Raw genomic sequence first — 19,560 nt, 5'->3', positions numbered from 1 at the left:
TCAGGCGTTCGCGGCCGGCGGGACCGGGACGGCGACGGGCTTGCTGCGCTCGGAGATCGAGCGCGACCCGCGGCCGATGGCCACCATGCCGGACTGGACGAGCTCGCGGATGCCGAAGGGCTCGAGCACGCGCAGGAAGTCGGCGATCTTGTCGGCGTTGCCGACCACCTGCATGGTGATCGCGTCGGAGGCCACGTCGATGACCTTGGCGCGGAAGAGCTGGACGACGTCGAGCACCTGGCTGCGGTTCTCCGCCGTGGCGCCGACCTTGACCAGGACGAGCTCGCGGTTGACCGACGCGGCCGGGTCGAGCTCGACGATCTTGATGACCTCGACCAGCTTGTTGAGCTGCTTGGTGACCTGCTCGAGCGGCGAGGACTCCACGTTGACGACGATCGTCATCCGCGAGATCTCCGGGTGCTCGGTCGGACCGACCGCCAGCGAGGTGATGTTGAACCCGCGGCGGCTGAACAGCGCCGAGATCCGGGCCAGGACGCCGGGCTTGTCCTCGACCAGGACGGACAGGGTGTGCTGGGCCATCAGAGATCGTCCTCGTCGAACTGGGGCGCGAGGTCGCGCGCGTACTTGATGTCGTCGTTGCTGGTGCCGGCCGCGACCATCGGCCACACCATCGCGTCGCGGTGGACGCGGAAGTCGACCACGACGGGGACGTCGTTGATCTCCATCGCCTTGGCGATCGTGGCGTCGACGTCGTCGGGCGACTCGCAGGCGAGGCCGVCGCVGCCGTAGGCCTCGGCGAGCTTCACGAAGTCGGGGATCCGCTTCGACTGCAGGTCGGTGTTGGAGTAGCGAGAGTTGTAGAACAGCGTCTGCCACTGCCGGACCATCCCGAGCGACTCGTTGTTGATGACCGCGACCTTGATCGGGATGTTGTTGATCGCGCAGGTGGCGAGCTCCTGGTTGGTCATCTGGAAGCAGCCGTCGCCGTCGACCGCCCACACCGTCTGGTCGGGCATCGCGACCTTGGCGCCCATCGCGCCGGGGACCGCGAAGCCCATGGTACCGAGGCCGCCGGAGTTGATCCACGTGTTGGGGCGCTCGTAGCCGACGAACTGGGCCGCCCACATCTGGTGCTGGCCGACGCCGGCGGTGTAGATCGAGTCCGGGCCGGAGATGGCGCCGAGCCGCTCGATGACGTACTGCGGCGCGAGGCCGTTGTCGGCGGGCTTGTCGTAGCCGAGCGGGTACTTCTTCTTCACCCCGGCGCAGAACGCGACCCAGCCCTCGTAGTCGCCGGTCCGGCCGGCCTCGGCCTCGGTGCGCAGCGCGGTGACCAGGTCGAGCAGGACCTCGCGCACGTCGCCGACGATCGGGACGTCGGCGAAGCGGTTCTTGCCGATCTCCGCCGGGTCGATGTCGGCGTGGATGACCTTCGCGCCGGGTGCGAACGAGTCGAGGTTGCCGGTGACGCGGTCGTCGAAGCGGGCGCCGAGGCTGATGATCAGGTCGCTCTTCTGCAGCGCGGCCACCGCGGCGACGGTGCCGTGCATGCCCGGCATGCCGAGGTGCTGCGGGTGGCTGTCCGGGAACGCGCCGCGCGCCATCAGCGTGGTGACCACCGGGATGCCGGTGAGCTCGGCGAGGGTCGCCAGCTCCTTCGCAGCGCCGGAGCGGATGGKGCCGCCGCCGACGTAGAGGACCGGCTTGCGGGACTCGAGGATCAGCCGGGTCGCCTCGCGGATCTGCTTGGCGTGCGGCCGGGTGACCGGGCGGTAGCCGGGCAGGCTGATCTCGTGGGGCCAGGCGAAGCCGGTCTGCGCCTGCAGCGCCGACTTGGTGACGTCGACGAGCACCGGGCCGGGGCGGCCGGTGGAGGCGATGTGGAACGCCTCGGCGATCTTCGTCGGGATCTCGGCGGGGTCGGTGACCAGGAAGTTGTGCTTGGTGATCGGCATCGTGATGCCGCGGATGTCCGCCTCCTGGAAGGCGTCCGTGCCGATCATCGACGCGCCGACCTGGCCGGTGATCGCGACCATCGGCACCGAGTCCATGTGGGCGTCGGCGAGCGGGGTGACCAGGTTGGTCGCGCCCGGGCCGGACGTCGCCATGCACACGCCCACGCGGCCCGACGCCGAGGCGTAGCCCTGCGCAGCGTGGCCGGCGCCCTGCTCGTGACGCACGAGGATGTGGCGGATGCTGCTGTCCATCAGCGGGTCGTACGCCGGGAGGATCGCGCCACCCGGGATGCCGAAGATGTCGGTGACGCCCGCTGCCTCCAGCGAGCGGACCAGGCTCTGTGCGCCGGTGATCGTGTCGCCCGAGCCCTGCTGCTCAGTCATCCGTGTTTCCTGTCTGTGCTGCCCCGGAGGTGCGCCGGGAGGGATGTGGTTCGCCGTGCAAACAAAAACCCCTCAGTTGCTGAGGCAACGAGGGGTGGGACGCGTCGTCTGACGTGGTCAGGCGGCGCGTCCGGGGCGTACGAGAAGCTGGTGAAGCATGGGCCCACCGTACGCCGAACCCCGGCGTGCCGTCGAATAGCCTACCGCCCTCGTCCCACATACCAAGACAGACGTCTCAGGGTGTGGCCAGCACGATGGCGCTCAACCGGGGGTCGGGATTGAACGCGATCTCCCAGCGGAAGCCGTCCGGATCGGCGAAGTAGCCGGTGTAGCCGCCCCAGTCCCGCTGGACCGCGTCCTCGACGTGCGGCGAGCCCGCGGCGCGGGCTGTGGCGAGCACTGCGTCGACCTCCTCCGGGGTGGCGACGTTGTGCGCGATGGTGAGTGGTGCGACGCCGGGACCGGACTTCACCGCTCCCACCTCGGTCTCGAAGTGGCTGCGCTCCCACAGCGAGAGCAGCAGCTGCTGGCCGGTGCGGATCATGATGACCTCCCCCGGCACGTCGAGCTCGGGGGTCCAGCCGAGGCCCTCGACGTAGAAGCGGCGGGTGGCGTCGATGTCGGCGACAGCCAGGGTGATGAAGCTGATCCGCTGGTCCACGGACGCCACCCTGCCACTCCTCGTCGGGACCGTCAGCCCCGGTCAGGCCCGCCGCGGGTTGACCGGCGCGAGGCGCCGGGCGACCAGCGGGACGATGACGACGGCCGGGACGACGTGCGCGAGCACGAGGACCGCGTTGGTCGCAGCACCGGGCGTGGAGACCAGCATCGGCGGGACGAGCGAGACGACGGTCAGCGCCCAGGCGGCGCGCGTCCACGTGCGGCGCGGGCGGCGGGCGAAGCGGGACAGCACGGCGGCGATCACGACGCCGACGAGCCCGAGGGCCACGACGGCGGTGAAGAAGCCGCCGACCGGCATCGGCTCCGGCGCGGTCCCGAAGGCGAGTGCGATGTCGACCCCGACGGCCCGGGCGAGCAGCTCGAAGGCAGTGGTGGCGGCGGCGCCGGCGACGACGGCGCCGCTGGCGGCGACGACGAGCGGGACACGGCGCGGCGTACGGGCGGCGCTGGCGGTGCTGGTGCTGGCGGTGCTGGCGGTGGTGCTGGTGATGACGGACATGTCCGTTCCTCTCGGTGCAGTGGTGTGGCGGCTCCTCGGCCGCCCCTCACCTCCTCCACGAAGGGCCCGGCGCCCGTACGACACCCGGGCCGGAGATTGCCCGGGCCGGGTTCGCCGCCCGCGGGTGCGACGACGTCACCCCCGCAGGCCCGGGCCGTGCTGCAGCAGGTCGGCCGCTAGGCGCGGGCCGTCGCCGCGCTGAGGGCGGTGCGCTGCCGGCCGTCCTCGTCGAAGTTGCCCGGGTCCAGCCACGACTCATGCGCGGCGCGGACCGCCGGCCACTCGCCGTCGGTGACGGAGAACCAGTCGGTGTCGCGGCTGCGCCCCTGGGTGACCATGTGGTTGCGGAAGCGCCCCTCCTCCACGAAGCCCAGGCGCAGCGCCGCCCGGCGCGACGGCTCGTTGAGGCTGTCGCACTTCCACTCGAAGCGCCGGTAGCCGAGGTCGTCGAACGCGTGCCGCATGAGCAGGTGGATCGCCTCGGTGGCCGCCCGCGTGCGCTGCAGCGCCCGGCCGAGAAGGACCCCGGCGACCTCGACCTGCCCGTGCGCCGGCTCGATGCGCGCGTACGACGCCACGCCGCTCGCACGCCCGGCCCGCTCCCCCTCCAGGGGCACCAGCGCGAAGGTCACCAGCTCCGGCGACTCGAGGTGCGCCGCGAGGTGCATCCACAGCGTCGGCAGCGACGTGGGCCGCGGGACCGGCCGATAGGTCCACAGGTCGTCGTCACCCTCGCCGCACGTCGCGGCGAAGAGGTCGGCATAGTGCGCCGACGTGAGCGGGCGCACCTCGACGTACCGCCCGGTCATGGTGACCGGCTCCGGCCACGGCCGTGGCGCCCAGCCGGGGACCTCGGGACCGACCTGCTGCCCGAAGGCGTTGACCTCGGGCACCCGTCAGTCGGGGACGCGGCGGTAGGCGCCGTCGGAGGCGGCGGTGGCCATCGAGGCGTAGGCCCGCAGCGCGGCCGACACCGGGCGCTGGCGGTCCAGCGGGGTGTAGGGCTTGTCGCGCTTCTCCTGCAGCACCCGGCGCTCGGCGAGGGTGTGCTCGTCGACGTCGAGGTGGATGCGGCGGTTCGGGATGTCGATCGAGATCGGGTCGCCGTCCTCGACGAGCGCGATCAGGCCGCCGCCGGCCGCCTCGGGCGAGATGTGCCCGATGGACAGGCCGCTCGTGCCGCCGGAGAACCGGCCGTCGGTGATCAGGGCGCACTTGGCGCCCAGGCCGCGGCCCTTCAGGAAGGCCGTCGGGTAGAGCATCTCCTGCATGCCGGGGCCGCCCTTGGGGCCCTCGTAGCGGATGACGACGACGTGGCCGGCCTCGACCTTCTTGCCGAGGATGCCCTCGACGGCCGCCTCCTGCGACTCGAAGACGATCGCGGTGCCGTGGAAGACCAGCGCCTCCTCGGCGACACCGGCGGTCTTCACGACGCAGCCGTCCTCGGCGATGTTGCCGGTCAGGATCGCCAGGCCGCCGTCGGCGCTGTAGGCGTGCTCGAAGTCGCGGATGCAACCGTCGGCCGCGTCGGTGTCCAGGCTGCCCCAGACGTTCTCGGTCGAGAACGGCTCGGTGGTGCGCACGCCGCCGGGGGCTGCGCTGAACAGGTCCAGGGCCTCGGGCGAGGGGTCCTCGCTGCGGATGTCCCACTTGCCCAGCCACTCGTCGAGGTTCGGCGCGTGCACCGAGTGCACGTCCTCCCTGAGCGCGCCGCCGCGACGCAGCTCGCCGAGCAGGGCGGGGATGCCGCCGGCACGGTGGACGTCCTCCATGTGGTAGATCGGCGAGTTCGGCGCGACCTTCGACAGGCACGGCACGCGGCGGGAGATCTCGTCGATCGCGTGCACGTCGAAGTCGAGCTCGGCCTCGCGGGCAGCGGCCAGCAGGTGCAGCACGGTGTTGGTCGAGCCGCCCATGGCGACGTCGAGCGCGACGGCGTTCTCGAACGCGGAGCGGTTGGCGATGTTGCGCGGCAGGACGGACTCGTCGTCCTCGTCGTAGTAGCGACGGCACAGGTCCATGACGACCCGCCCGGCCTCCTCGAAGAGCGCGCGGCGCTTGGCGTGCGTGGCCAGCGTCGAGCCGTTGCCCGGCAGCGAGAGGCCGATGGCCTCGGTCAGGCAGTTCATCGAGTTCGCGGTGAACATGCCCGAGCAGGAGCCGCAGGTCGGGCAGGCGGAGCGCTCGATGACGTCGAGCTGCTCGTCGGTGACCGCGTCGTTGGCGGACGCGGACATGGCGTCGACCAGGTCGAGCTTGGAGTGCACGACGCCCTCGATGGCCTGGGTCTTGCCGGCCTCCATCGGGCCGCCGGAGACGAACACGACCGGGATGTTGAGTCGCAGGGCGGCGAGCAGCATGCCGGGCGTGATCTTGTCGCAGTTGGAGATGCACACGATCGCGTCGGCGCAGTGCGCCTGGACCATGTACTCGACCGCGTCGGCGATCAGCTCGCGCGACGGCAGCGAGTAGAGCATCCCGCCGTGGCCCATCGCGATGCCGTCGTCGACCGCGATGGTGTTGAACTCCTTCGCCACGCCACCGTTGGCGACGACCGACTCGGCGACGATCTTGCCGAGGTCACGCAGGTGGACGTGCCCGGGCACGAACTCGGTGAACGAGTTCGCGATGGCGATGATCGGCTTGCCGAAGTCCGAGTCCGTCATGCCGGTCGCGCGCCAGAGGGCACGTGCGCCGGCCATGTTGCGGCCCGAGGTGGACGTCGCAGAACGCAGGGTTGGCATGGGTCAAGGCTACGCCTCCGGGCGTGAGCCTCCCCCATCCGCTCACCCCTCGGCAGCGCGCTTCAGCGCGGCGAGGCCCTTCTCGAAGTCCTTGCCGATCGCCTTGTCGAAGAACAGCCGGCCCATGGCCGACATGACGGCGTTGCGCTCGCCGCTCATCGTCCAGGCCACCCGGGTGCCACCGTCGACCGGCGTGAGGTCGAAGGTGACGGTGTTCTCCGCGCGGAACGGCTTGAGGAACTCCAGCGCGACGACCACCTGCGCGGGCGTGATCGAGGTGAAGGTCATCCGGCCCTGGCCGGCCTTCTTGTTGCCCGACCAGGCGTAGGTCGCGCCGACGCCCTCGCCGTCGTACGTGCGCTGCAGGTCGGGGTCGAGGCCCTCCCACGGGGACCACTTGACCCACTGGTGGAAGTCGTCGACCAGCGCGTGGACGGTCTCCGGGGACGCCTGGATCGTCGTCTCGTGGGTCTGGGAGAAGGCGGGCATGACCGGACCCTACCGAGCGTGGCTCACGCGACGCCGACCTTGACCGACATCACGTCCGGCAGGTCTGCGGCCACCTGGCGCCAGGTCTCGCCGTCGTCGGCGGACGCCCAGACCGACCCGTTGCGGGCCCCGATGTAGAGGCCGGCGGGGTCGTGGGAGTCCACGCACATCGCGTCGCGCATCACGCCGACGTAGAAGGCGTCGGGCAGGCCCTCGCCGTACGCCGTCCACGACTCCCCCGCGTCGTCGGAGCGCCACACCTGCGCCCTCGCGTCGGGCGGGTAGCGCCGGTCGCCCCCGCCGAGCGGGAACACCCAGATCGTGTCGGGACGGTGCGGGTGCACGACGACCGGGAACCCGAAGTCGCTCGGCAGGTCGTCGCCGATCGAGGTCCACGTGCCGCCCTCGTCGTCGGAGCGGTAGACGCCGCCGTGGTTCTGGGCGTAGAGCCGCTCGGGGCGGCTGGGGTGCCGGGCGACCTTGTGCACGCACTGCCCGAACTCGGGGTAGCGCTGGTCCTCGGGCAGGAAGTCGGCCCGGATGCCCTTGTTGCGCGGCTCCCACGTCGCGCCGCCGTCAGTGGTGCGGTAGACGCCGCCGGTGGAGATGGCGACGGTGATCGACTGCGGGTCGGTCGGGTGCGGCAGGACCGTGTGGAACGCCTGGCCCCCGAAGCCCTCGCCCCACTCGGCGCGGTGCGGGTGGTTCCACAGCCCCTCCTCCAGGGCGAAGGTCGCTCCCCCGTCGCGCGAGGTGAACACCGCGCCCGGCTCGGTGCCGGCATGGAGCACCCCGGGCTCGGTGCCGGGGACGACCTGCCAGATCCGCTCGACCGTGGCGCCCGCGCCCTCCGGGAAGCGGACGGCGCCGTTCGGGGTCTCCTGCCAGGTCCCGCCGAGGTCGTCGGACCACCGCAGCTGCGGCCCGAGCCAGCTCGACGACGCACCGGCGAAGAGCCGCGGGCGTTCACCGCGGGTGTCGACGAGGCCGGAGTAGACCTCCTCCATGTCGTGGTGCGGGCCGGTGAAGGACCACTCTGCACGGTCCTCCGAGGTGCCCACCCAGAGCCCCTTGCGCGTCCCGACCATGAGGATCGTCGTCATCCCTGCCTCCAGCCCCGCGCCGTGTCCCGCGGGCTCGTCCCGCGGTCCCGTCGCGCCTGCTCCCACTGTGACCCCACCCGCCGGGAAAAGTCATCGGAAGATTCCGCAGGTTTTCTGCAAGGTCCGGCGCCGCGGCTGCTCCTACCCCCGACGGACACCCGGCGGACAGGCCGCTGGCCCCACAGGAAGGCACCCTCCATGCGCACGCAGCTCCTCGGACTCGCCGCCGCCACCCTCGCGGTCGGCACCCTCGCCCTCGGCACCACCCCTGCTCAGGCCGCTGGTGGCATCGACAGCGGCAGGATCAGCCCGCTCGGCGCACTGCCCAGCGAGGTCGACGTCGTCGGTACGACCCCCGGTGACGCGGTCGCCGCGTGGGTGAAGCCGGTCGAGGGCGGCGAGCGGATCTACGCCGCCCACGGCACCGACGGCGCCTGGGCTGCGCCGGTCGACGTCACGCACGGCGTGGCGAGCGCGATCGAGAACCTCCACGTCGTCGGGAACGACGCCGGGGACGTCGCGGCGGTGTGGACCCAGACCATCAACGGGCAGGAGCGGGTGCGGGGTGCCCGCTACCTCGGCGGAGGGAAGTGGGACGGCCCAGCGACGCTCAGCGGCCCCGACACCACCGGGATCAAGGAGACCGAGGCCGCGATGGACGGCGCCGGCCGGGTGCACGTCGTGATTGCCGCGAGCGTCCAGGCCGCGGCCCCGATCCGGGCCGCGCTGTGGGCCAAGGGAGCGGCACCGGTCCTCACTCAGGTGAGCCCGCAGGGGTGGTTCCCCTCGCTGGACGTCACGCCGTCGGGCGTCGCGGTCACGGCGTTCGAGGGTCTCGGCGAGGGGCGGGACATCGTCAAGGCGAGCCGCCGCACGGCCACCACGGGATGGACCACCCCGGACGTGGCGCTGTGGCCCGAGGACGCGGGCGTCCCCCGGGTGGGCGTCGCCGACAACGGGATCGGCACGGTCCTCTACCGCGCCCAGGACGGCGAGCTCGCCCGGGTCGTCGCCGCCAACATCTCGGCGACCGGACAGGTCAGCAACCCCGACATCGTCTCGTTGCCCGGCGCCAAGGTCGCCACGATGGCGATCGACGTCTCCCCCGGGGGCTCGGCCGTGGCGAGCTGGGCACAGTCCACGGGCAGCGGCTACGAGCTGCACGTCGCCCACCGTCCCGCCGTCGGGGACTTCGGCACCCCGGTGCTGCACGACGCCGACACCACCCTCTCGGTCCACCCGATCCCGTTCGAGTCGGACACCAGCCGCCGTGTGATCGTCTACGAGGGCGACGGCCGTCTCACGTTCCGGTACCGCACCAGCGCCGTGCAGGGCTTCAAGACCTACGACGGTGGCGCATCGGACGGCGAGCGTGCCGCAGACACCGACAGCCAGGGCAACGTGGTGGGCGTCAGCATCGTCGCCAACGGCGGCTCGTCCTACGTCCAGGCGGACTGGCTCGACCTGACCGGCCCCACCTCCGCCCCGTCGAGCGCGCTCAAGGCCCAGACGCTCAGCCGGACCTTCCCCGTCGGCTGGACCGCCACCGACGCCCTCTCCTCCGTGCAGTCGACCGATGTCATCGTCCGCACCTCCGCGTGGAACCAGGCGGCCTTCGGCGACGCGACCGTCGTCGGCAACAACCTGAAGGCCAGCCCGTTCGCCTTCAAGGGCGCCCCCGGCCGGACGTACTGCTTCGAGACGCAGTCCGTCGACGGCTTGTCCAACCTCGGCGCCCGCTCTGCGCTGCGCTGCACCAGCGTCCCGCTCGACGACCGGGCGCTCGGCGCCAAGGGATGGACCCGCGCCAACGGGTCCGGCCACTTCGAGGGAACCCTGACCACCACCTCGACGAAGGGCCGCACGCTCACCCGCGCCGGCATCAAGGCGAAGCGGGTCGCCCTGGTCGCCCACCGGGTGCCGAACGGCGGCAAGGTCGAGGTGCGGTGGAACGGCACCCTCGTGCGGACCATCAGCCTCAAGGGCACCGCCGCGAAGAAGAAGGTCTACCCGATCACGACCTGGGGCTCGGTGCGCAGCGGGACGCTCAAGGTCAAGGTCGTCAGCCCCACCGGACGCCAGGTCCGGATCGACGGCCTGGTCGTCGCCAAGTAACCGCCGCGTCGTCGCACCGCCGGTCCCCGCGAGGGGGACCGGCGGTTCGGCGCGCCCGCGGACCAGGCCCTACGTTGACCGGGTGAGTGCCACCGACCACCGACGGCCCGCGCTGCCTGCGGCGATCGGCCTGGTCGTGCTCAGCATCGCGTCGGTGCAGCTCGGGGCCGGCTTCGCCAAGCTCCTGTTCGAGGACCTCGAGCCCGACGGCGTCGTGTGGCTGCGGCTGGCGACCAGCGCCCTGGTGCTGCTGGTCTGGGCCCGGCCGCGCCTGCGGGGGCGCACCCGCCTCGACTGGCTCGTCGCAGCCAGGTACGGCGCCTGCCTGGGGCTGATGAACTGGGCGATCTACCAGTCCTTCTCACGGATCCCGATCGGTGTCGCGGTGACCATCGAGTTCATCGGCCCGCTCGTGCTCGCCGCCGTCGGCTTCCGCCGGCCGCGCGACCTCGGGTGGGTCGTCCTCGCGGCGGTCGGGGTCGTGCTGCTCGGCTTCGAGCGCGGCCACCTCGACCCCGCCGGCGTCGCCTTCGCGCTGCTCGCCGGCGCCGGGTGGGCCGGCTACATCCTGTCCAGCGCGGCGACCGGCGCCCGGTGGCCGGGCATCGACGGGCTCGCCGTGGCCGCGCTGATCGCCGTCGGCCTGCTGTCCCCGCTGCTGCTCACCGTCGACGGCGGCGACCTCGTCGACGACCGGGTCCTGCTCATCGGGGCCGCCGTCGGCCTGCTCAGCTCGGTGGTGCCCTACAGCGCGGAGCTCGTCGCCCTGCGCACCCTGCCGGCGGCCACCTTCGGCGTGCTGATGAGCCTCGAGCCGGCCGCCGCGGCGCTCGCCGGCCTCGCGGTCGTCGGCGAGGACCTCGCCCCCGTCCAGTGGCTCGCCATCGGGTGCGTGGTGGTCGCCAGCGTGGGCGCGACGCGGGCGACCCGCCGTCCGATCCAGCCGCCTGACATCGGCTGAGCCCGCGGGTCGGGCAGAATCGGGGCCATGGCGACCCCTGCTCCCCGCCCCGACCAGGTCGTCCGGAAGCCCTCGCTGGCCTACCGCGACATCCTCTCCGACGACGGGACCCACGTCCGGGCGTGGACCAACGACCCCGACGGCGTGATCGACGGCCCCACCGTGGTGCTGTGCAACGGGCTCGGGACGAACCCCCACCTGTGGCCGTGGCTGCTCGACCCGGAGTGCGGCGTACGGATCGTCTCCTGGAACCACCGCGGGGTCGGCGGCTCGGACCGTCCGCGCGACCGCAGGCACATCGAGATCGAGCACTTCGTCCAGGACGGCCTGTCGGTCATGGACCACTTCGGCATCGACAGCGCGGTGCTCATGGGCTGGTCGATGGGCGTCAACACCGCCTTCGAGATGACCTACCGCCACCCCGAGCGGGTGCGCGGCATCTTCGCGATGGCCGGGGTCCCGGGCGACACCTTCGCCACCATGCTCGCGCCCTTCCGGCTCCCCCGGCTCGCCGCGCGGGCGCTGACCGTGAGCCTCTGCCGCGTCGCGACGCTCAGCGGGCCCGTCGCCAACCCCGTCGTGCGCCGGGTCCCGGTCACCCCGGGCATGGTGAGGCTGCTCGGCCGCACCGGCTTCATGTTCCAGGTCGCCGACCCCGAGGCCGCCGCCGTCGGGCTCAAGGAGTTCCTGACCACGCCCGTGGACTGGTACGCCCGGCTCGCCATCGCCACCTCGCGCCACCCGCGGGTCCGGCTCAGCCGGATCGACGTGCCCACGCTCTTCGTCTCCGGCCGGTTCGACATCCTCGCGGGCGCCCGCGACATGGCGAGCGCGTCGCGGCGGCTCGCCGACCGTGGGGTGCCGACGGAGTACGTCGAGCTCCGCGGCTCGCACTTCATCCAGCTCGAGCAGCCGGAGCGGGTCCACCAGCTGCTGCTGGACTTCTCGAAGGACCTCGGGTGAGGCGCCCCCTCGCCGCGTCGCTGGCGGCACTGGCGCTGGTCGCCACGGCGTGCGGCCAGGGCGGCAACGAGGTCGACATCGACGTCTCCGGCACCGCGACCGCCGCGCCCACCGGCACGGTCCGCGACGGCAAGATCGTCGTCGCCGTCGACGGCGTCCCCGACGTGGTCGCCACCGTCGCCTCCGGGCTCGCCGTGCCTTGGGGCATCGACTTCCTCCCCGACGGCCGGGCAGTCGTGACCGAGCGCGACTCCGCGCGGGTGCTGGTGGTCACCGCGCCCGAGGTCGAGGGCGGCAAACCGACCCAGCAGGAGGGCGAGGTCGTCGAGGCCGGGCAGCTCCCCGCTGCCCCGCGCGGCGAGGCCGGCCTGCTCGGCGTCGCCGTCTCCCCCACCTTCGCCAGCGACAACCTCGTCTACTTCTACGTCACCACCGCCGAGGACAACCGGGTCGTGCGCGCCCAGCTGCGCGACGACCGGCTCGGCGAGCCGGAGCCCGTGCTGACCGGCATCCCGGCCGGCACCAACCACGACGGCGGACGCCTCGCCTTCGGCCCCGACGGCTACCTCTACGTCTCGACCGGCGAGGTCGGCGACCGCGACCTGGCCCAGGACCGGAGGTCGCTGGCCGGCAAGATCCTGCGGATCACGGCGGACGGCCGGCCGGCGCCCGACMACCCGTTCGGCACCGAGGTCTGGTCGTGGGGCCACCGCAACGTCGAGGGCCTGGCCTTCGACCCCGACGGCTCGCTGTGGGCCTCGGAGTTCGGGGACAGCAAGGCCGACGAGCTCAACCGCATCCTGCCGGGCGAGAACTACGGCTGGCCCCGGGTCGAGGGCACCGGCGGGCCGAGGAGGTTCGCCCAGCCCCAGCTGACCTGGGGCACCGACGAGGCGTCGCCGTCGGGCCTCGCCTACGCCGCTGGCTACCTGTGGATGGCCGGCCTGCGCGGCGAGCGGCTGTGGCGGGTCAAGGTCGCCGCCGGCCAGGCGAGCGACCCCACGGCCTACTTCGAGGGCGACGACGGCGGCGAGTACGGCCGCCTGCGCACCGTGGCCCGCGACGCCGACGGGCGGCTGTGGCTCGCCACCAGCAACAAGGACGGCCGCGGGACCCCGGCCGCCGAGGACGACCGGATCCTGCTGATCGAGCCCTAGTCGCGCTGGTCAGTCGCGCTGGTCAGTCGGGCTGGTCGGCCGCGACCGGCGCCTCGACGCGGGTGATCCGCGCGCGGCGCGCGGCCCTGCGCAGCGTGGTCAGCACCGCCGGGCCGAGCACGGCGATGGCGAGCGCGTTCATCAGTGCGCGGCCGGTGTCCCAGCCTCCGGTCGACGTCAGCACCGTGTAGACGAGGAAGTGGTGCAGGTTCTCGAGCACCGGGGCCCCGGGGACGTACGACAGCTCGCTGGAGTCCTGGCCGGGCACCCGGATGCCGGCCATGAACGGCCAGCCCTGCAGGTTCATCAGCAGGCCGTAGAGGTAGGCCGACACCACGCCGTACACGACCAGCATGACGACCTCGCCCCGGCCGGTGACCCGGCGCGGGAGCAGGCCGGCGCCCATGCCGACCCAGGCGGCCACGAGCATCTGGAACGGCAGCCACGGCCCGACGCCGGCGGTCATCAGTGCCGAGGCGAACAGCGACGTGCAGCCGAGCACGAAGCCGAAGCCGGCGCCGAACACCCGCCCGCCGAGGATCAGCAGGAAGAACACCAGCTCCAGGCCCGCCGTGCCGGCGCTGACGAGGCGGAGCACGGCGTTCACCGCGCTCAGCACCCCGAGCAGCGCGAGGACGCGGGCATCCATGCCGCCCTCGCTGATCTCGGCCACGACGACGGCGAGCACGAGCGGCAGCAGGAGGAGGAAGAGGAACGGCGGGTCGACGCGGTCGGTGCTGGGGTCGATGTCGAGCAGCAGCGGCCAGGCGAGCATGAGCAGCCCGATCACCGAGGTGATGGCGAGGACCAGCCGCGACCGGGGCGCGAGCGGGACGGCGACGCCGGTCACGACACCCCCTGCTGGGCGGCGAGTGCGTGCTCGACGTCGGCGACGGTGAGCCAGCCGTTGCCGAGGACCTTGGCGACCTGCGGCGCGAAGGCCGGGGACTCGGCGACGGTCTCGGCGACCGGGCCGCGGGAGACGACCTCGCCCTCGGCGAGCACGACGAGCTCGTCGGCGACCTGGGCGACGAACTCGACGTCGTGGGTCGCGACCAGCACCGCCCGGGGCGAGCCGGGCTCGGCGGCGAGCTCGCGGACCACCTCGGCGAGGGCGTGCTTGGCCGGGTAGTCGAGGCCGCGGGTCGGCTCGTCGAGCAGCAGCACCGGCGGGCGCGCGGTGAGCACGATGGCCACCGCGAGCGCGAGCCGCTGGCCCTCGGACAGGTCACGCGGGTGCCGGGCCGGGTCGATGCCGGGGGCGAGCCGCTCCAGCAGGCCGGCGCAGGTGCCGGCGGCGGCACCGGCCGAGGCGTCGGCGGCGACGCACTCCTCAGCCACGGTCTCGAGGTAGAGCAGGTCCGCCGGGGTCTGCGGCACCAGCCCCGTCGAGGCGCGCCGCTGCTCCGGGCGCAGGCCGGCCGGGTCGTCGCCGGCCACGCGGACCGAGCCGCGAGCCGGCGCGTGGCGGCCCTGCACGGTCCACAGCAGCGTCGACTTCCCGGCGCCGTTGCGGCCCATCAGCGCGGTCACCACGCCACGACGCAGCGTCAGGTCGACCTCGCGGAGCACCGGCTGGTGGCCGTGGCTGACGACGAGGCGGTGGACCTCGGTCCGCTGCGGAGCGGACGGCAGCCGCTCGAGCAGCGCGGGGGCGCGCCGCCGGGCGGCGCGGACGGTCAGCGGCAACGGGTCCCACCCGGCCAGCCGGCCGAGCTCCACCAGCGGCGGCGCGGTCGGGGCGTCGTGGAGCAGGTCGGCGGGGTCGCCGACCCGCACCGCGCCGGGGCGGTCGGGGTCGGCACCGAGGACGCAGAGCCGGTCGGCGAACGGCAGCACCCGCTCGAGGCGGTGCTCGGCCAGCAGCACCGACACGTCGAGGTCGTGGACCAGCCGGGTGAGGATCGCCAGCACGTCCTCCGCCGCGGTGGGGTCGAGCGCGGAGGTCGGCTCGTCGAGCACCAGCAGGCGCGGATGGGTGGTCAGCACCGACCCGATGGCGACCCGCTGCTGCTGCCCGCCGGACAGGGTGCGCAGGTCGCGGTGGCGCAGGTCGGCGATGCCGAGCAGGTCGAGGGTCTCCTCCACCCGGCGGCGCATCGTCGCGGGCGCCAGGCCGAGCTGCTCCATGCCGAAGGCGAGCTCCTCCTCGACCGTGTCGGTGACGAACCACGCGGGCGGGTTCTGGCCCACGTAGCCGATCGCGTGCGCCCGCTCGCGCGACGGCTGGCCGAGCACGCTGACCCCGTCCAGGAGCACGTCGCCGCTCAGCGTGCCGCCGGTGAAGCCCGGCACCAGCCCGGCCACCACGCCGAGCAGCGTCGACTTCCCGACGCCCGTGGGACCGGCGAGGACGACCAGCTCGCCCGACTCGATGCGCAGGTCGACGCCGTCGAGCACCGGGACCGGGCTGTCGTCGTACACGAGGCGGATGTCGCGCAGCTCGATCATGCGGCCACCGCCTCCCGGTTGGCCTCGCGGTTGCGAGTCGTCAGCGGCGGCGGGGCGACCCACACCGGGACGACGGCGGTGAGCACGGCGAGGAGCGCGGGCACGGTGACGGCGGGCACCGCGAGCACGCCCGGGTGGGCGACGGAGGTGTCCCACCGGGCGAGGGCCCACAGTCCGGCGCCGGTGACGACGCCGGAGGCGACCACGACGAGCTCCGGCAGGCGCCAGCGGTCGGGGCGGTAGCGGGTGCGCTCGACGCGACGGCCGGCGGAGACGAAGCCGGCGAGCGCGACGGCCATGCCGGCCGCGAGCATCGGCAGGGCGAGCAGGCGCGGCGCGGTGGAGTCGAGCATCGCGTAGACGCCGACGACCACGCCGAGGAGGCCGGTGACCATGAGCACGCCGGTGGTACGACGCTGGGCGGGCGTCGCGGCGCCGGCCCGGCCGTAGCCGCGGGSGKCCATGCCGGCCGCCAGGGCGAGCGAGCGCTCGAAGGCGTCCTCGAGCACGGGGACCAGGAGGCGGCGCAGGCCCCGGACCCGGTGGAAGCGTCCCTCGGGGCCGCCGCGCAGCTGCTGGGCAGCACGCACGCGGGCAGCGCTGTCCGCGAGCTGGGGCAGGATGTTGATCGCCACGGTCATCGCCGTGCCGATCTCGTAGAGCGCCGGCGGCAGCGACTTCATCAACCGCTTCGGGTTCGCCAGTGCGTTGGCGGCCCCGACCGCGATGAGCAGGGTGGCCAGGCGCAGGCCCTCGTAGGTCGACGCGAGCAGCTCCTCGCGGGTGAACGGGCCGAGCAGGTCGATGCCGGCCACCCAGTCGGGCAGTGCGATCGTCGGCAGGCTGAACAGCACGTGGCCCGGGGTGTTGCCGCCGAGCAGGATGCGGAACAGGACGCGCACGGCGACCACGACGACGCCCAGCCACACGTAGAGCCGGAAGGAGCGGGCCCACGGCTGGTCGGAGCGGCAGGACAGCACCGTCAGCGTGATCCCGGCCAGCAGCAGGCCGAGCAGGAACGGGTTGGTCGTGAACGACGTCCCGACCGCGAGCCCGAGGGCCCAGGCCCACCAGGCGACGGGGTGCAGGTCGCGGGCGATCCTCACGACCGCGCCCGCCTGATCGGCACGACCGCGGCGGCGCCGAGGACCACCACGCCACCGGCGAGGAGCAGCCACGGGAAGCCGTCGTCGTCGTCGTCCCGGCCGTTGTCCGCCGCAGCCTCGACCTCTGCTGCGGTGGGTGCGCTCTCCGCCGGGGCGGTCTCCCCGGGCGGGGTGACGTCGCCGTCGCCCTCGTGCCAGACGAAGGCGAGGAAGGAGCCCGGGTCGAGGTCGAGCGACGTGACGCCGAGGCTGGCGTAGGACCACTCCGGCTCGTCACCCGGCGGCGACCACCACAGGCTCCAGTACGCGTCGCCCCTGGTGCACGGGCCGTTCGCCGGCTTCCCCGCGACCCGGCACACGAAGCCGTTCATGCCCGGTGCCGGGGAGTCCTCGGTCGGGAAGCCGGCGTCGTGGAAGAGCTGGCTCGCCGGGCCGCCGCCCTCGACACACACGGTCCGGCTGCCACCACCGAGCTCGGCGAAGTCGACGACGACCGTGACCTCGGTGGGCGCGCACGCGCCCCCCGCCGCGGCACCGGCGGGTGCCGCGGCGAGGGACGGGAGCGCGAGCGCTGCGAGGAGCAGGCTCAGGAGGCGGCCGGGCACGGCGCCTCCGGGGCGTCCTCGTCGAGCGCGAGCAGGGCGGGCACCGACTGCGCGGTGGCCAGGCGCCACTGGTACTCGGTCTTCGCGGTCAGGCCGCGCTTGCCCGCCGCAGCCAGGGTGAGGTCGTCGAAGGCGATCGCGCCGGCGTCGGCGCCGACCTTGCCCTCGCACTCGCCGAGCTGGTGCGCGCGGACCCAGGCCGCGGCCTTCGCCGCCGCCTCGTCCTCACCGGCGAGGAGGAGGGCCCACCCGGCCATCCCGGTGCTGTTGGCGTTCGGGACCAGCTGGCCGTCGCCACCGGAGAACGAGCCGTCCTCGGCCTGCTGGCTGAGGATGTAGTCGATGCCCTCGGCCAGCGCCGCGGCCAGCTCCTCGTCGTCCTCGGCGAGGTCGTGGAGCAGCACGTAGGTCAGTGCGGTGGTGTCCGCGGGCTCCGGCTTCGCGTCGGCGCACGCCTGCTCCTCGGCGTCTGCCTCGGGGAAGTAGAGCCGGAAGAAGCCGCCGTCGCACTGCTGCTGGAGCAGGAAGCCGCGGGCGGCGTCCGCCTCGTCCGACCCGGCGAGCGTCAGGCCGCGCACGGCCCACGCCTGGCCGAAGCCGTTGGCGTAGTCGCCGAACTCGCTCTTGTCGCTGATCCGGCCGGTCGCGGGACCTTCGTCCGCCGTACGCTCCTCGAGCTGCGCGACCAGGTCGAGGCCGCCGAAGTCGCGCGGGTCGGCACCCTGGTCGACGGCGAACGACAGGAGCTTGCCGGTCGAGCCGGACCACACGTCCTTGCCCGGGCTGGTGTAGGCCTCCGCACCCTCGGCCAGCGCCTCGGTGATCGTCGTCAGCGCCGGGCTCTCCGGGTCGACCGCCCGCAGCGCGTAGGCCAGGTCGACCGTCGTGCTGTGGTCGTCGGTCCCGAACTCGCGGTTGTGCAGCAGGCCGCCCTGCAGCTCGCCCTCGAGCCACGCCGCGCCGGCCAGCGCCGCCTCGGTCGGCTCGCCCGGCTCCGTGGACCCGTTCGTCGCGCCCGCGGGCGCCTCGTCCGCGGCCTTGCCGTCGTTCTCCTGCGAGCAGGCCGCGAGGCCGAGCCCGGCGACGAGCGCGAGCGCTCCGGTGGCGGAGGCCGCCCGGCGAGCGATGGGGTGCATGTTCGTTCCTTCCCGCTGCACGAGCGGGAGCACCAACGTGGTGACATCCCGCTGCTTTCCACGACAGCGTTGGTGTCAGGACATCCGTGGCAGGTACTCCGGCTTGCCACCCGAGGGCGGCCTACGGTTGCGGGTCAGCGCCGGACTTGGACCGGCTTCCCCCGCCAGGGACGTGATTGAGTTCTTGCGCGAAGCGTACCGCGACCTCGCCCTCCCGCCTCCTTGGCGAGGCCTTGGTGGACAGCGGCCGTGGCCTGGCGCACGTTGGGAGGGGGTCGCCGGGTGCGGCGTAGCGCTCGCTGCGGTGGTCGGCCAGTGGTTGCGCAGGAGGAGCGCGGGTCGGTCCCGGTGGGCTAGCGGTCGCGCGGCCGCTACAGCTCCGAAAGGCAACGACGAGGAGGCTGGGCGGGTGGTCGGGGCCGCCTGTCGGCCTGCGGTCGCGTAGGCGGAGCGGTCGGTGTCGGCGGGCTTCGGTCGCGTAGCCGGTACAGCTCCGAAAGGCAGCGACGAGGAGGGCTGGGGAGGTGGTCGGGTCCGCCTTTCGGCTCGCGGTCGCGTAGGCGGTCGTGGGCTGGTCTTTCTGGGCGCCGGTCTCCCGGTGGTTGAGGTGCGACGAGCGCCAGCGAGGAGCCTCGAAACCACCGGCCTTGAAGGCGGGCTGTGGATCGTAGATCCTTGGAGAATCCCCAGTCCACAGGCGGGTTTCCGGCGAATCAAAGTGTCGGTGGTCTCCGGAAGAATCCCGTCATGGAGCTCGGAACCAGCCCTTCGTCGAAGGTCTCGACAGCATCGCTGCTGTCGTGGATCGCCGACGATGCCGAGGCCCGAGCCCACCTCGAGATCCGCGAGTGGAAGCACATCGTGGCATGGGCCCACGCCAACACCGTCGACCAGCCCGACGAAGCAGCCACGGTCCGGGACGGCTTCCTCGACACCGGCATCCCCATCGCCGGCCCCGGCACACCCCTGGTGTCGGAGTTCGCGCTGATGGAGCTCATCGCCGTGCTGGGCCGCACACCCGACGGTGGTCGGCTCTACGTCGGCAAGATCCTCGAGTGCGCCTGGCGACTCCCCGAGCTCTACACCGCGGTCCTCGACGGCAACCTCGCCCCCTGGCGGGCGCTGCGGATCGCCGAGCTCACCCACCCCCTCACCCAACGGGCAGCAGCCTGGGTGGACCACCAGCTCGCGATCGCCGTGGAGTCGGTGACCTGGGCACAGATCGACCGCCTCGTCACCGAAGCCATCGC

General features: G+C 73.2%; 17 protein-coding genes, 1 pseudogene and 1 riboswitch. Of the genes and pseudogenes, 5 read left to right on the top strand and 13 right to left on the bottom strand.

Annotation, left to right across the window (positions count from 1 at the left end; genetic code table 11):
* The 8 genes from ilvN to L615_RS11565 all read right to left on the bottom strand — a co-directional run bounded on the left by ilvN (window position 1) and on the right by L615_RS11565 (window position 7,816).
* On the bottom strand, window positions 1-540 hold the full coding sequence (ilvN, locus tag L615_RS11600) for an acetolactate synthase small subunit (RefSeq protein WP_036516611.1): 540 nt from the start codon (window positions 538-540) through the stop codon (window positions 1-3).
* Window positions 540-2,300 carry an acetolactate synthase large subunit gene (locus L615_RS11595; RefSeq protein ID WP_145725158.1) on the bottom strand — a complete coding sequence of 587 codons (1,761 nt, stop codon included), beginning with the start codon at window positions 2,298-2,300 and terminating at the stop codon, window positions 540-542. Before L615_RS11595 ends, ilvN begins: the two co-directional genes overlap by 1 nt.
* A 235-nt stretch (window positions 2,301-2,535) precedes the next feature.
* Window positions 2,536-2,970, bottom strand: a complete 435-nt coding sequence (locus L615_RS11590) for a VOC family protein (RefSeq protein ID WP_261376651.1) — start codon at window positions 2,968-2,970, stop codon at window positions 2,536-2,538.
* Window positions 2,971-3,003: 33 nt separating this feature from the next.
* The gene (locus L615_RS11585) at window positions 3,004-3,480 is read right to left on the bottom strand and encodes a DUF6069 family protein (protein ID WP_145725157.1); all 477 of its coding nucleotides are present in this window, start codon (window positions 3,478-3,480) and stop codon (window positions 3,004-3,006) included.
* A 176-nt stretch (window positions 3,481-3,656) separates the two neighbouring features.
* A complete protein-coding gene (locus L615_RS11580; protein WP_261376650.1) occupies window positions 3,657-4,373 on the bottom strand; it encodes a GNAT family N-acetyltransferase in 717 nt (238 codons plus the stop codon).
* A gap of 3 nt (window positions 4,374-4,376) precedes the next feature.
* Window positions 4,377-6,224, bottom strand: a complete 1,848-nt coding sequence (gene ilvD, locus L615_RS11575) for a dihydroxy-acid dehydratase (protein ID WP_028654225.1) — start codon at window positions 6,222-6,224, stop codon at window positions 4,377-4,379.
* Window positions 6,225-6,266: 42 nt separating this feature from the next.
* On the bottom strand, window positions 6,267-6,713 hold the full coding sequence (locus L615_RS11570; protein WP_028654224.1) for an SRPBCC family protein: 447 nt from the start codon (window positions 6,711-6,713) through the stop codon (window positions 6,267-6,269).
* 23 nt (window positions 6,714-6,736) lie between these two features.
* Window positions 6,737-7,816, bottom strand: a complete 1,080-nt coding sequence (locus L615_RS11565) for a glycosyl hydrolase (RefSeq protein WP_036516609.1) — start codon at window positions 7,814-7,816, stop codon at window positions 6,737-6,739.
* A 198-nt stretch (window positions 7,817-8,014) separates the two neighbouring features.
* On the opposite strand from L615_RS11565, the gene L615_RS11560 reads away from it, so the two are divergent.
* The 4 genes from L615_RS11560 to L615_RS11545 all read left to right on the top strand — a co-directional run bounded on the left by L615_RS11560 (window position 8,015) and on the right by L615_RS11545 (window position 13,012).
* Complete coding sequence (locus L615_RS11560) at window positions 8,015-9,931, top strand: hypothetical protein (RefSeq protein ID WP_036516608.1); 1,917 nt, start codon at window positions 8,015-8,017, stop codon at window positions 9,929-9,931.
* 82 nt (window positions 9,932-10,013) lie between these two features.
* On the top strand, window positions 10,014-10,892 hold the full coding sequence (locus L615_RS11555; protein ID WP_232221655.1) for a DMT family transporter: 879 nt from the start codon (window positions 10,014-10,016) through the stop codon (window positions 10,890-10,892).
* A 27-nt stretch (window positions 10,893-10,919) separates the two neighbouring features.
* Window positions 10,920-11,855 carry an alpha/beta fold hydrolase gene (locus tag L615_RS11550; protein ID WP_145725156.1) on the top strand — a complete coding sequence of 312 codons (936 nt, stop codon included), beginning with the start codon at window positions 10,920-10,922 and terminating at the stop codon, window positions 11,853-11,855.
* Window positions 11,852-13,012 (top strand): sorbosone dehydrogenase family protein, encoded by a 1,161-nt coding sequence (locus L615_RS11545; RefSeq protein ID WP_145725155.1) that lies wholly within the window; start codon window positions 11,852-11,854, stop codon window positions 13,010-13,012. Before L615_RS11550 ends, L615_RS11545 begins: the two co-directional genes overlap by 4 nt.
* Before the next feature lie 22 nt (window positions 13,013-13,034).
* Here L615_RS11545 and L615_RS11540 read toward each other — a convergent pair whose 3' ends face one another.
* From L615_RS11540 to L615_RS11520, 5 genes are read right to left on the bottom strand one after another with little or no spacing between them, the layout of a single operon-like run.
* Window positions 13,035-13,862, bottom strand: coding sequence for an ECF transporter S component (locus tag L615_RS11540; RefSeq protein WP_036516606.1), 828 nt, complete (start codon window positions 13,860-13,862; stop codon window positions 13,035-13,037).
* Complete coding sequence (locus tag L615_RS11535; RefSeq protein ID WP_145725154.1) at window positions 13,859-15,463, bottom strand: ABC transporter ATP-binding protein; 1,605 nt, start codon at window positions 15,461-15,463, stop codon at window positions 13,859-13,861. The genes L615_RS11540 and L615_RS11535 overlap by 4 nt, the downstream gene beginning before the upstream one ends.
* On the bottom strand, window positions 15,460-16,569 hold the full coding sequence (locus L615_RS11530; RefSeq protein WP_145725153.1) for an energy-coupling factor transporter transmembrane protein EcfT: 1,110 nt from the start codon (window positions 16,567-16,569) through the stop codon (window positions 15,460-15,462). Before L615_RS11530 ends, L615_RS11535 begins: the two co-directional genes overlap by 4 nt.
* A complete protein-coding gene (locus L615_RS11525) occupies window positions 16,566-17,174 on the bottom strand; it encodes a hypothetical protein (RefSeq protein WP_145725152.1) in 609 nt (202 codons plus the stop codon). The genes L615_RS11530 and L615_RS11525 overlap by 4 nt, the downstream gene beginning before the upstream one ends.
* Window positions 17,156-18,310: a hypothetical protein gene (locus L615_RS11520; RefSeq protein ID WP_145725151.1), complete on the bottom strand. Its 1,155-nt coding sequence runs from the start codon at window positions 18,308-18,310 to the stop codon at window positions 17,156-17,158. Before L615_RS11520 ends, L615_RS11525 begins: the two co-directional genes overlap by 19 nt.
* 70 nt (window positions 18,311-18,380) lie before the next feature.
* Window positions 18,381-18,528, bottom strand: a riboswitch (cobalamin riboswitch).
* 529 nt (window positions 18,529-19,057) lie between these two features.
* Between L615_RS11520 and L615_RS11515 the strand changes: the two are divergent.
* Window positions 19,058-19,560, top strand: a pseudogene (locus L615_RS11515) (hypothetical protein); the annotation flags it as partial.

The organism is Nocardioides sp. J9 (assembly GCF_007829375.1).
GTDB lineage: Bacteria > Actinomycetota > Actinomycetes > Propionibacteriales > Nocardioidaceae > Nocardioides.
The sequence above is the reverse complement of the archived record's forward strand: the minus strand, read 5'-3'. Positions and strand labels throughout refer to the sequence as shown.

Coding starts and splice junctions, on each gene's coding strand:
- ilvN (WP_036516611.1), bottom strand. CDS start 540: ATGGCCCAGCACACCCTGTCCGTCCTGGTCGAGGACAAGCCCGGCGTC.
- L615_RS11585 (WP_145725157.1), bottom strand. CDS start 3,480: ATGTCCGTCATCACCAGCACCACCGCCAGCACCGCCAGCACCAGCACC.
- ilvD (WP_028654225.1), bottom strand. CDS start 6,224: ATGCCAACCCTGCGTTCTGCGACGTCCACCTCGGGCCGCAACATGGCC.
- L615_RS11570 (WP_028654224.1), bottom strand. CDS start 6,713: ATGCCCGCCTTCTCCCAGACCCACGAGACGACGATCCAGGCGTCCCCG.
- L615_RS11565 (WP_036516609.1), bottom strand. CDS start 7,816: ATGACGACGATCCTCATGGTCGGGACGCGCAAGGGGCTCTGGGTGGGC.
- L615_RS11560 (WP_036516608.1), top strand. CDS start 8,015: ATGCGCACGCAGCTCCTCGGACTCGCCGCCGCCACCCTCGCGGTCGGC.
- L615_RS11550 (WP_145725156.1), top strand. CDS start 10,920: ATGGCGACCCCTGCTCCCCGCCCCGACCAGGTCGTCCGGAAGCCCTCG.
- L615_RS11535 (WP_145725154.1), bottom strand. CDS start 15,463: ATGATCGAGCTGCGCGACATCCGCCTCGTGTACGACGACAGCCCGGTC.
- L615_RS11520 (WP_145725151.1), bottom strand. CDS start 18,310: ATGCACCCCATCGCTCGCCGGGCGGCCTCCGCCACCGGAGCGCTCGCG.